At 69.3% G+C, this 12,186-nt stretch carries 10 protein-coding genes; 9 read left to right on the top strand and 1 reads right to left on the bottom strand.

All coding sequences use genetic code 11. The annotated features are described in order from the left end of the window. Positions 1-118 precede the first annotated feature (118 nt). The 4 genes from RWH43_RS02750 (at position 119) to glmM (ending at position 3,366) form a co-directional block, all read left to right on the top strand. Positions 119-865, top strand: a complete 747-nt coding sequence (locus RWH43_RS02750; protein ID WP_316000619.1) for a CPBP family glutamic-type intramembrane protease — start codon at positions 119-121, stop codon at positions 863-865. A gap of 189 nt (positions 866-1,054) precedes the next feature. Continuing rightward, positions 1,055-1,501, top strand: a complete 447-nt coding sequence (rplM, locus tag RWH43_RS02745) for a 50S ribosomal protein L13 (RefSeq protein ID WP_056226423.1) — start codon at positions 1,055-1,057, stop codon at positions 1,499-1,501. Positions 1,502-1,525: 24 nt separating this feature from the next. Next, on the top strand, positions 1,526-1,996 hold the full coding sequence (gene rpsI, locus RWH43_RS02740) for a 30S ribosomal protein S9 (protein ID WP_144829514.1): 471 nt from the start codon (positions 1,526-1,528) through the stop codon (positions 1,994-1,996). Positions 1,997-2,010: 14 nt separating this feature from the next. Further along, positions 2,011-3,366, top strand: coding sequence for a phosphoglucosamine mutase (glmM, locus tag RWH43_RS02735; protein WP_154096165.1), 1,356 nt, complete (start codon positions 2,011-2,013; stop codon positions 3,364-3,366). A 119-nt stretch (positions 3,367-3,485) separates the two neighbouring features. Here glmM and RWH43_RS02730 read toward each other — a convergent pair whose 3' ends face one another. Continuing rightward, positions 3,486-4,415 (bottom strand): Ppx/GppA phosphatase family protein, encoded by a 930-nt coding sequence (locus RWH43_RS02730; protein WP_144829509.1) that lies wholly within the window; start codon positions 4,413-4,415, stop codon positions 3,486-3,488. An 85-nt stretch (positions 4,416-4,500) separates the two neighbouring features. On the opposite strand from RWH43_RS02730, the gene coaA reads away from it, so the two are divergent. The 5 genes from coaA to glmS all read left to right on the top strand — a co-directional run bounded on the left by coaA (position 4,501) and on the right by glmS (position 12,146). Further along, positions 4,501-5,454 (top strand): type I pantothenate kinase, encoded by a 954-nt coding sequence (coaA, locus tag RWH43_RS02725; protein WP_144829506.1) that lies wholly within the window; start codon positions 4,501-4,503, stop codon positions 5,452-5,454. Between the two features lie 301 nt (positions 5,455-5,755). Continuing rightward, positions 5,756-8,461, top strand: a complete 2,706-nt coding sequence (locus RWH43_RS02720) for an LPXTG cell wall anchor domain-containing protein (RefSeq protein ID WP_316000618.1) — start codon at positions 5,756-5,758, stop codon at positions 8,459-8,461. Next, on the top strand, positions 8,454-9,266 hold the full coding sequence (locus tag RWH43_RS02715; protein ID WP_144829503.1) for a DUF5819 family protein: 813 nt from the start codon (positions 8,454-8,456) through the stop codon (positions 9,264-9,266). Before RWH43_RS02720 ends, RWH43_RS02715 begins: the two co-directional genes overlap by 8 nt. Next, positions 9,263-10,285 carry an HTTM domain-containing protein gene (locus RWH43_RS02710; RefSeq protein ID WP_316000617.1) on the top strand — a complete coding sequence of 341 codons (1,023 nt, stop codon included), beginning with the start codon at positions 9,263-9,265 and terminating at the stop codon, positions 10,283-10,285. The genes RWH43_RS02715 and RWH43_RS02710 overlap by 4 nt, the downstream gene beginning before the upstream one ends. Positions 10,286-10,295: 10 nt before the next feature. Then, on the top strand, positions 10,296-12,146 hold the full coding sequence (glmS, locus tag RWH43_RS02705) for a glutamine--fructose-6-phosphate transaminase (isomerizing) (protein WP_316000616.1): 1,851 nt from the start codon (positions 10,296-10,298) through the stop codon (positions 12,144-12,146). Positions 12,147-12,186 lie beyond the last annotated feature (40 nt).

The raw sequence follows: 12,186 nt of genomic DNA, 5'->3' as shown, positions 1-12,186 counted from the left end.
TCGTGGCGTCCGGCCGGGTGAGTGTGATCTGCGCGAGGGGTGATGCGTCGGGCGACAGACTCCCGGGGGCCGCCGCAAATGCCGGTGAGGAGCCCGCCTCGTCCCTAGCCTGACGCGCATGTCCGACACCGACGCCGCCCTCCTGCGTCGCGGTCGTCCTCGGCGCCGCGGGTGGCGCGAGGGCGGATCCCGCGTTCGCGGCTGGGATCTCGAGATGCTCGGCTGGGCCGTCTTCGCCCTGGGCGTGGGCGTGCTGCTCGCGCACGCGGCATCCGTCGCCCTCCCCGTCGAGACGTCGTCCGACGCTTCTCGCGTCGTGTTCTGGGTGGCCCTGCTGGCGCCCGCCGTGATCGCCCTGCGCCGGTCGCGACCGCGCGGCCTGCTGCGGATCAGACTCGTCGACCTCGCGTACGGCATCGTCTTCGGTCTGATCGTGCGCGGGGTGCAAGGGGCGCTCGCCGGCCTCGAGGGGCCTGTCGCCTGGCCGTCGACGTTCACGACGGGCGACGGACTGCCGTCGTCGTTTCTGACCGACGCGGTGGGGGACGCGATCGTGGCGCCGCTGTGCGAGGAGATCTTCTTCCGCGGGGTCGTGCTGCTCTGCATCTTCGCGGTGGTGAGGCGGTGGAGCGGCCCGGTCGCAGCGGGCGTCGCGGCCGTGGCGCTGTCGACCGCCCTGTTCGTCGTCACGCACCAGATCCTCGGAGCACCGGATGCCGTGGACCTGGCCGCCCTGGCTCTGCTCGGCGTCGTCACGGGGGTCTTCGTCGTCGGCACGGGGCGCATCTGGCCGGCGGTGGCGGTGCACGTCGTCTTCAACGCGTCGGGTATCGCCCTGGTCGCCATCGGCACCCTGCTCGCGTGAGTGCGACGGCACGGTTTGGCCGTGGCATCCGGATGACGTAGTCTTGATCTTTGGTGCCTGCCTCTCTGCGAGCGGGTCGCCCGAACGTGAGCCCTCCACCGGCCCTGTTCCCCCGCCCCTCGGGCGGAGAACGGACCACCGGAGCGGGATTCACGAACTCCTCCGTTCGATCAAGAAAGCAGCACTACTGTGACGCGCACTTTCACCCCCAAGGCCGCTGAGGTCACGCGCGAGTGGGTCGTTATCGACGCCACCGACGTCGTTCTCGGCCGTCTGGCCTCGCACGCGGCGGTCCTCCTCCGCGGCAAGCACAAGGCGACCTTCGCCAACCACATCGACTCCGGCGACTTCGTCATCGTGATCAACGCCGAAAAGGTGGCGCTCACGGGTCAGAAGCTCCAGAAGAAGATGGCCTACCGTCACTCGGGTTACCCGGGCGGCCTCAAGTCGGTCAACTACGAGGAACTCCTCGAGAAGAACCCCGTCCGCGCGGTCGAGAAGGCCATCCGCGGCATGCTGCCCAAGAACAGCCTCGGCGCGGCGCAGCTCAAGAAGCTCAAGGTCTACCGCGGCGCCGAGCACCCCCACGGTGCCCAGCAGCCCACGGCATACACCTTCGACCAGGTCGCCCAGTAAGCGCCGCCGGATAAGGACGAAACAGTGTCGAACATCGACTCCAGCAACTACAGCACCGAGACGCCGGCCGAGCAGACGGCCGTCGCCACCGAGCGCCCCGTGCTCTCGGTCCCCGGCGGCGCCGTCGGCCGTCGCAAGCAGGCCATCGCCCGCGTGCGTCTGGTTCCCGGCTCGGGCACGATCACGGTCAACGGCCGCACGATCGAGGACTACTTCCCGAACAAGCTGCACCAGCAGCTGATCAACGACCCGTTCACGGTGCTCGAGCTCGCGGGCTCGTACGACGTGATCGCGCGCATCTCCGGTGGTGGCCCCTCGGGTCAGGCCGGCGCGCTGCGTCTGGGCATCGCTCGTGCGCTCAACGAGATCGACGCCGAGAACAACCGCCCGACCCTGAAGAAGGCCGGCTTCCTCTCGCGCGACGCTCGCGTCAAGGAGCGCAAGAAGGCCGGTCTCAAGAAGGCCCGCAAGGCGCCTCAGTACTCCAAGCGCTGAGTTCGAAGCTCCGTATGCCTCTTTTCGGCACGGACGGGGTGCGGGGGCTGGCCAACGGCCTCCTCACCGCCGAACTCGCGCTGCACCTGGCCCAGGCGACTGCTGTCGTCCTGGGCCAGGGTCGTTCCGCGGAGGCGCGCAAGGCCGAGGGTCGTCGACTCACGGCCGTCGTCGCGCGCGACCCGCGCGTGTCGGGGGAGTTCCTCTCGGCCGCGGTCGCCGCGGGACTGGCGTCGTCGGGTGTCGACGTGCTCGACGCCGGGGTCATCCCCACTCCCGCCACAGCTTTCCTGATCGCCGACCACGACGCCGATTTCGGCGTGATGGTTTCGGCGTCGCACAACCCCGCACCCGACAACGGCATCAAGATCTTCGCGCGCGGCGGCACCAAGCTCCCCGACGTCGTCGAGCAGCGCATCGAAAGCGCTCTCGAGGGCGAACGGCTGCAGCCCACCGGCGCAGGCGTCGGACGCATCCGCCGCTTCGCCGACGCGGAGGACCGCTACGTCCTGCACCTGCTCGGCTCGCTCCCGCACCGTCTCGACGGCATCCACGTCGTGCTCGACTGCGCGCACGGAGCCGCGGCCGGTGTGTCGCCCGAGACCTTCAAGGACGCCGGCGCCCAGGTCACCGTGATCGGCGCCGATCCCGACGGACTGAACATCAACGACGGTGTGGGCTCGACGCACCTCGACGTGCTCGCCGAGACCGTCGTGCGCCTCGGTGCCGACCTCGGCATCGCTCACGACGGCGATGCGGACCGCTGCCTCGCCGTGGACGCCGAAGGCAACATCGTCGACGGCGACCAGATCATGGCCATCCTCGCGGTCGCGATGAAGGACCGCGGCGCCCTCGTCGACGACACGTTGGTCGCCACGGTGATGAGCAACCTCGGACTCCATCGGGCGATGCAGGACCACGGCATCCGTGTGCTGCAGACCGCGGTCGGCGACCGCTACGTGCTCGAGGCCATGAACGAGGGCGGATACTCCCTCGGCGGCGAGCAGTCGGGGCACGTGATCATGAGCGAGTTCGCCACGACCGGTGACGGACTGCTCACGGGACTCCACCTCGTGGCGGAGATGGCGCGGCAGGGCAAGACCCTCGCCGAGCTCGCCTCGATCATGACCGTGTACCCGCAGGTGCTCGTCAACGTGCGCGGCGTCGACCGCGACGGAGTGAGCGACGACCAGGTGCAGGAGGCCGTCGCGGCCTCGACCGCGGAACTCGGCGATTCCGGACGTGTGCTGCTGCGCGCGTCGGGTACCGAGCCGCTCGTGCGCGTGATGGTCGAAGCCGCCGACGAGCACACGGCTCGCCTGCACGCCGATCGGCTCGCCGACGTGGTGCGGGAGCGTTTGGCGCTCTAGGGTCCGTCCCTTCGACAGGCTCAGGGACCTTCGACAGGCTCAGGGACCTTCGACAGGCTCAGGGACCTTCGACAGGCTCAGCAGTCTCCGTCCGCGGAGACTGCTGAGCCGTCGTCGTCTCAGTACTCGAGCGACTCGATGTAGCGCAGCAGGACGCCCTCGCGCAGGGCCCACGGCGAGACCTCGAGCTCGTCGACGTCCATCGCCTTCATGGCCCGCTCGACGACGACCGCCGCCGCCACGATCTGGAACGTGCGATCGGCCGTGATGCCCGGCAACGCCTCGCGGGCGTCGGCGGGGATGCGGGCGAGGCGCGGAATCCAGTCCTTGAGCTCCTTGCGCGGAAGCACCATGCGATCGATGCCCGACCACCCCGGCACGGGGTACCCGGCGAGCTTCGCCAACGAACGGATCGCCTTGGACGAGCCGATCACGTGATCGGGGCGGGGGAGAGCAGCGAAGCGCTCGGCGACGGGGGCGAGGACGGATGCCGCGTGCTGGCGGAGCGCCTCGATCTCATCGTCGCTGGGCGGGTCGTGGGGGAGGAACCGCACGGTCGATCGTCCGGCGCCCAGCGGCACCGATTCGGCGAGGTCGGGCAACTCGTCGGCGCCACCGGCGATCTCGAGCGACCCGCCCCCGATGTCGAAGAGCAGGATCTGCCCCGCCGACCATCCGAACCAGCGGCGCACCGCCAGGTAGGTGAACCGCGCCTCGGTCTCGCCGCCGAGCACCTGCAGCGGCTGGCCGAGGGCATCCTCGATCAGGGCGATCACGTCGTCGCCGTTCGTGGCCTCGCGCACCGCCGAGGTCGCGGTGGCGAGCAGCTCGTCGACCCCCTCGGCGCGAGCCCTCTCGCGAGCGGCGGTCACGGCATCCACCAATCCCCTCACCCCCTCGGGCGAGATCGAGCCGTCGGGCTGCACGTAGCGCATCAGGCGCAGGACCGATCGATGCGACGAGGTCGCGGTCGGTCGGCCGCCCGCGCGCGCATTGGCGACGAGCAGGTGGACGGTGTTCGAGCCGATGTCGAGGACTCCCAGGCGCACGGTCCGAGCGTAGTGGGCGGATGCCGCGGACCTCCGGCCGCGGGGCGCTCGAGGGTCCGCGCGGCCGCGCCGGTAGCATGGGCGGGTGTCCGCCGCCGAGACAGCCGCTCCCGCACCGTCGCTGAGCCCCTACCGTCAGATCGACCGCGAGGACTGGGCCCGCATGGCCGGTGGACTCGAGCAACCGCTGACCGAGAACGAGATCGTGCAGTTGCGCGGGATCGGCGACCGGCTCGACCCCCGCGAGGTCGCGGAGGTGTACCTGCCGCTCAGTCGCCTGCTGAGCCTTTACGCCCGCGCGACGCGTCGGCTCGGCGTCGACACGAGCCAGTTCCTCGGCGAGCCGGATGCCACGACGCCTTTCGTCATCGGCGTCGCCGGGTCGGTGGCGGTGGGCAAGTCGACCATCGCGCGTCTGCTGCGCGAGCTCATGAGTCGCTGGCCCGATACGCCGCGCGTGGAGTTGGTGACCACCGACGGGTTCCTCTATCCGAACGCCGAGCTCGAACGGCGAGGCCTGATGGACCGCAAGGGCTTCCCCGAGTCGTACGACCGGCGGGCGCTCGTGGAGTTCCTCAGCGAGGTCAAGTCGGGCGCCGAAGAGGCCCGCGCCCCCTTCTACTCGCACGTGCGGTACGACATCATGCCCGACGCGCACGTGAGCGTGCACCGTCCCGACGTGGTGATCGTCGAGGGCCTCAACGTCCTGCAGCCGCCGCCCTCGCCGAACGAGGTCGCCGTCAGCGACCTGTTCGACTTCTCGATCTACGTCGATGCCGACGCCGCCCACATCGAGCGCTGGTACGTCGACCGGTTCCTCGCCCTGCGCGACAACGCCTTCACGAACCCGACGTCGTTCTTCCGCGTGTTCGCCGACATCAGCGACGAAGAAGCGGTCGAGCGCGCGCTCGGCTACTGGCGCGAGATCAACCTCCCCAACCTCGAAGAGAACGTGCTGCCGACGCGGCATCGCGCGAAGCTCGTGCTGCAGAAGGGCGCCGACCACACCGTCGAGTCGGTGCTGCTGCGCAAGCTCTGAGCCGCGGCATCCGGAACCGTCCGTCCCCGTGAAGGGCCGGTAATCGGCGACGGATCCGAGCGGTACCGACGTCCGTCGCTCGGTATACCTACTGCCCGCGGCCCCGCATTCAAACCGGTACCACAGGTCGTTCACAGACTCCTCACAGCCGACCTAGCGTGACTGCACGGCTCTCTTTCGCGGGATGCCGTGACCTGCGCCGACGGCGGCGCCGGCGTACCGAAGGGGGAGTCATATGTTTCGCGTGAGATGGAGGGACCGGGGTTCCGGTCCCGGCAGCGGGTCGACGGAGAACGGTCGGGTGTGGACGGGCAGTCGCACCGGACGCGCCGCGATCAAGGTCGCCGCAGCGGTGGGTGCGGGATCGCTCAGCCTGTTCGGCGGGGTCACGGCCGCGCAGGCCGCTCCGACGGTGAGCGCCCCGGCGCCCATCCAGCTCGGAGTGCTCGACCTGATCGACGGGACGCTCGACCTCGACGTCACGGACGTGGTCGACGCCCTCGACCTGGCGGACGCCGTCGACACGACGCTCGACATCGACGTCGCGGATGTGCTCGACGCCCTCGATCTCGACGCGGATCTCGATCTGCTCGACGCCGACGCCGACGTGCTCGACGTCACCGACGTCGTCGACCAGCTCGACCTGGACGTCATCGACGCCTTCGACGCGGATGCCGACGTGCTCGACCTCGACGCCGACACCGTCGACGCGACGGATGTGGCCGACGCCGACGCCGCCGACGCGGAGGCGCTCGACGTGCTCGACATCGACGTGACCGACGTGCTGGACGCCCTCGACCTGGACGGCACCCTCGACCTGCTCGACGCGGACGCGGACGTGCTGGACATCGACGGTGACGCCGAGGGTCTCGACATCGACCTGATCGACGCGGATGCGCTGGACATCGACATCCTGGACGCGGACGCCGACGTGCTCGACATCGACGCCGACGGCGCCGACGTCGTCGACGCGGCCGAGGTGCTCGACGCCGCTGACGTGGTCGACGCGACCGAGGTGCTCGACGTGGATGCCACCGACGCGCTGGACCTCCTCGACATCGATGTGACCGACGTGCTCGACGCTCTCGACCTCGACGCAGACCTCGATCTGCTCGACGCCGATGCCGACGTGCTGGACGTGACCGACGTGCTCGACGCGGTGGACGTGCTCGACATCCTGGACGCGGACGCCGACGTGCTCGACATCGACGCCGACACGGTGGACGCCTCGGACGTGGCCGATGCGGATGCCGCTGACGCCGACGCTCTGGACGTGCTCGACCTGGACGTGACCGACCTGCTCGACGCCCTCGACATCGACGGCACCCTCGACCTGCTGGACGCGGACGCGGACGTGCTGGACATCGACGGTGACGCCGAGGGTCTGGACATCGATCTGCTCGACGCGGATGCGCTGGACATCGACATCCTCGATGCCGACGCCGACGTGCTCGACATCGACGCCGACGGAGCGGACGCCGACGCGGCTGACGTTCTCGACGTCCTCGACGTCGTCGACGCTGACGGTCTCGACGTGCTGGACGTGCTCGACATCGACGTCACCGACGTGCTCGACGCGCTCGACATCGACGCCGACGCGGACGTTCTCGACGCTGACGCTGACGTGCTCGATGTGACCGACGTGCTCGACGCGGTGGACGTGCTCGACGTGATCGATGCTGACGCCGACGTGCTCGATATCGACGCCGACGGTGCTGACGCCGCAGACGTGGTCGACGCGGATGCCGCTGACACCGACGCGCTGGACGTGCTCGACATCGACGTGACCGACGTGCTCGACGCGCTCGACATCGACGCCGACGCCGACGTGCTCGACGCTGACGCCGACGTGCTCGACATCGACGGTGACGCCGACGGCCTGGACCTCGACGTGATCGACGCCGACGGTCTCGACATCGACATCCTCGATGCCGACGCCGATGTGCTCGACATCGACGCCGACGGAGCTGACACCGACGTCGCTGACACCGACATCGCTGACGCGGACGTGGCTGACGCCGACATGGTAGACGCGGACATGGTAGACGCGGATGTCGCTGACGCGGACGTTGCTGACGCGGATGTCGCTGACGCGGATGTCGCTGACGCGGATGTCGCTGACGCTGACGTGGCTGACGCCGATGTGGCTGACGCCGACGTGGCCGACGCTGACATGGTCGACGCCGACGTCGCAGACGCGGACATGGTGGATGCCGACATGGTTGACGCGGATGTCGCTGACGTTGCAGACGCCGACGTGGCTGACGCCGACGTGGCTGACGCCGACGTGGCTGACGCCGACGTGGCCGACGCTGACATGGTCGACGCCGACGTCGCTGACGCGGATGTCGCCGACGCCGATGTGGCTGACGCTGACATTGCTGACGCTGACGTTGCTGACGCTGACGTTGCTGACGCTGACGCTGACGTTGCCGACGCCGACATGGTCGATGCAGACGCGACGGACGCCGCTGACGCGGTCGATGCCGCTGACGCGACCGACGCCGCCGATGGCGACGCGACGGACGGGGACCCCACCGCGGGAGCCCGAGCCGACGCGGTGAACGGTGTGGTGGTCCGCGGTACGGACGCCCGTCAGAACATCGTCGTCTCGGGCTTCCAGCCCGGTGAGACGGTCTTCGCGACGGTGTTCTCGACGCCGTTCGACTTGACCCCGGTCACGGTCGATGCCTCCGGCATGGCCCGCATGTCGTTCGCCGTCGGACCGGACTTCGAGCTCGGCGCACACCGCGTCGAGATTCGCGGATCGGTCACGGGCGACCTGCCGCAGGACCGCGAGAACACGGCCTTCCTGGTCGTCGATCCCGCGAACGCCGGCCCCAGCGGGGACGGTGGCGGTGACGGCATCCAGGGCGGTCTCCCGCAGACCGGTGCCGAGGTGAACGCACCTCTGGCTCTCGGTGGAGCAGCTCTCCTGCTGCTCTTCGGCGCCGGGCTCTGGAGCATCCGTCGCCGCGAGAACCGGAGGACGAACGCCGGTGAGTAAGACGACCACGGTGGAGGGCGCCCCTGACACGGGGGTTGCGGAGGGGCGTCCCTCCACCGAGCGGTCGACGAGGGTCGCGGCGGTCGCCGCCGCCGCGACCCTCGCCATCGTCGCCGGATACGCCTTCGTCGCCGGGTCGTTCACCGTCGCGACGTCTCCGACTCGACCGGTCGTGAGCGAGGTGTTCTCGCCCTGGTTCTCGCAGCGCTGGAACGTCTTCGCGCCGAACATCATGAAGGTCAATCGCAACCTCCAGATCCAGGTGCAGTGGCGCGACGGCAACGAGCTCGTCCACAGCGACTGGGTCGACGTGACCGACATCGAGTTCACGTCGGCCCGTGGCATCCCGATGCCGTCGCGCATCTCGAAGAACTCGTTCAACGCGACCCAGGCGATGTTCACGCGGTACCAGGCGCTGAGCCCGCAGCAGCGGGATCGGGTGCGCGACACCTTCATCCGGGGGCTCGGCGGCGGCGCGTTCGAGCCCGTGGACGCCGGAGACCTGCTCACCCAGCTCGACGGCCTCGAGGGCAGTCGGGCCGCCGCGGTGAGCTACCTGCGCTACGACTACATGCTCGTTCGTTTCGCCTCGGCCTTCGGCACCGCGTACTTCGACCGGCCGGTCGAGCGCGTGCGGTGGCGCATCGAGTCGGATCGACCGAACGATTTCCTCCACCGATTCGATCAGGAGCGGCAGACGGAGTTGTCCTACATCACATTCGGCTGGCGTCAGCCGGCCGCGGCACCGACCGACGAGGTCCAAGCCATCTACGACGAGGTCGTCGAGAGGTACACGGGACGATGAACACAACGGCATCCATCGCCCGCCCGCAACCGCTGCGCGAGAGGCTTCGGCCCTCGGCGCTGTGGCCGCGGTTCGTGGACTGGATCATGGACCGGCCGCACGCCACGATCGGCTTCTCGATCCTGCGCATCCTGATGGGGCTGTCGATGCTCATCGTGCTGGTGCCCAGCTACGCCGATCGGCAGTACCTCTGGGGAGCGGGCGCCTGGTGGGTGGAGCCCGAGGCGAGCCGGCGGGGCTGGTGGGAGCCGCTGCGCGTGTTCTTCCCGAAAGACAACGCGGTGGTCTTCGAGATCTGCTTCCACCTCCTCATCGTGCTCGCGGTGGTGTTCGTCGCCGGCTTCAAGACCCGGTGGGTCACCCCCGTGCTGATGGTGTTGTGGGTCGGCCTGTCGACGAACACGACGCTGCTCGGCAACGGCGGCGACACGCTCATGCGCATCGTGCTGGTGTTCGTGGTGTTCGCCGACCTCAGCCGGCATCTCTCGGTCGATGCGTGGGTGCGCCACCGACGCGGCGCCCGTGCCTCGTTCTGGGCACGGCGGCGACCGGCGTGGGTGCCGATGTGGCTCGGGGCGTGGCTGCACAACACGGTGCTGATCCTCTGCGTCTTCCAGATCCTGATAGTGTACTTCGTCTCGAGCGTGCTGAAGTTCCAAGGCGAGGAGTGGTTGAACGGAACGGCGATCTACTACGCGTTGAGCATCGAGCAGTTCCATGTGCTCCCGGCGCTCAGCCAGCTGGCGTGGCAGTCCGCGCCCATGGTCGCGCTGGCCACGTGGCTCGCCCTGTGGGTGCAGATGCTGTTCCCGCTCATGATCCTGTGGAAGCCCACGCGGTACGCCGCGGTGTTCCTCATCACCGGGATGCACCTGGGCATCGCGATCCTGCTGGGGCTGTGGCCGTTCTCGCTCATGATGATCGCCCTTGACCTGCTGCTGGTCAGAGACGGGTCGTGGATGCGACTGGGCGGGCGCCTCGCCTCGCTGCGGAGGGGTTCACTCAGGCCTGCCACGTAGACTCGACCCCATGTGCGGAATCATCGGTTACGTGGGTCCTCGGCAGAGCCAGGACATTCTCATCGCGGGGCTGTCGCGTCTGGAATACCGGGGCTACGACTCCGCGGGTATCGCCGTGATCGACGGCGACGGTCAGCTCGACATGCGCAAGCGCGCGGGCAAGCTCGCGGTGCTGCGCGACGACCTGGCGTCGTCGCCCATGCCCGACGGCACCACCGGGATCGGCCACACGCGGTGGGCGACGCACGGCGGGCCGACCGACGCCAACGCGCACCCGCACCTGGCCGACGACGACAAGCTCGCCGTCATCCACAACGGCATCATCGAGAACTTCGCCGAACTCAAGAGCGAGCTGGTCGGAGAGGGCTTCGCCTTCCGCAGCGAGACCGACACCGAGGTCGCCGCGGTCATGATCGGCCGCGAGTACGCCCGCACGGGTGACCTCGTCGTGGCGTTCCGCGCCGTCGTGTCGCGCCTCGAGGGCGCGTACACGCTGCTCGCGATGCACAAGGACCACCCCGGCCTCGTCGTCGGCGCGCGCCGCAACTCCCCGCTGGTGATCGGACTCGGCGAGGGCGAGAACTTCCTCGGCTCCGACGTGGCCGCCTTCGTCGAGCACACGCGCAACGCGCTGGCCATCGGTCAGGACGAGATCGTCGCGATCACGCCCGAGGGCGTCGAGGTCACCGACTTCTCGGGCGCGCCCGTCGAGGTCGAGCCGTTCGAGGTCACCTGGGACGCCTCGGCTGCCGAGAAGGGCGGCTGGTCGTCGTTCATGGCCAAGGAGGTCTCGGAGGAGCCCGAGGCCGTCGCCAACACGCTGCGCGGTCGGATCCACGAGGGCCGCGTCGAGATTCCCGAGCTCGACGGCATGGACGAGTTCCTCGCCGACATCGACCGCATCCTCGTCATCGCGTGCGGCACCGCCGCCTACGCCGGCATGGTCGGCAAGTACGCGCTCGAGACGTGGACGCGTGTTCCCGTCGACGTCGAGCTTGCGCACGAGTTCCGCTACCGCGACCCCGTGCTCTCCGCGCGCACCCTCGTCGTCTCGATCAGCCAGTCGGGCGAGACGATGGACACGCTGATGGCCGTGAAGTACGCGCGTTCGCGCGGTGCCAAGACGCTGTCGATCTGCAACACCCAGGGCGCCACGATCCCGCGCGAGTCGGATGCCATCGTGTACACCCACGCCGGCCCCGAGGTCGCTGTGGCCTCCACCAAGGCCTTCGTCGCGCAGATCACCGCCCTGTACCTGCTTGCGCTGCACGTGGGCCGTGTGCGCGGCGCCATCGACCCCGTCGTGGCCGTCGAGGCCGTGACCGAGCTCGAGGCCGTGCCCGGCAAGATCGCCCGCGTGCTCGAGACCGAGCAGTCGCGCATCGAGCAGCTCGCGCACTGGATGGCCGACACCCGTTCGGTGCTGTTCCTCGGCCGCAACGTCGGCTACCCGATCGCGCTCGAGGGTGCGCTCAAGCTCAAGGAGCTGGCCTACATCCACGCCGAGGGCTTCGCCGCCGGCGAGCTCAAGCACGGTCCCATCGCGCTGATCGAGCCCGGACAGCCCGTGTTCGTCGTCGTCCCGAGCCCGCGCGGGTCGGGTGAGATGCACAAGAAGGTCGTCTCGAACATCGAGGAGATCCGCGCCCGCGGTGCCCGCGTGATCGCGATCGCCGAGGAGGGCGACGTGGCCGTGCTGCCCGCCGCCGATGAGGTTCTGCGCATCCCGCTCGCGGCCCCCCTCTTCGAGCCGCTGCTGGCCGTGGTGCCACTGCACATCTTCGCGATGGGCCTCGCCGAGGCGAAGGGCCTCGACGTCGACCAGCCGCGCAACCTGGCGAAGTCGGTGACGGTCGAGTAGGACTCGTCGTCTTCGGGGCCGGATGCCGTGGCATCCGGCC

Source organism: Microbacterium algihabitans (assembly GCF_032464975.1).
Classification (GTDB): Bacteria; Actinomycetota; Actinomycetes; order Actinomycetales; family Microbacteriaceae; genus Microbacterium; species Microbacterium algihabitans.
Note: the sequence above shows the minus strand (reverse complement) of the source record. Positions and strands in the feature narration are given on the sequence as shown.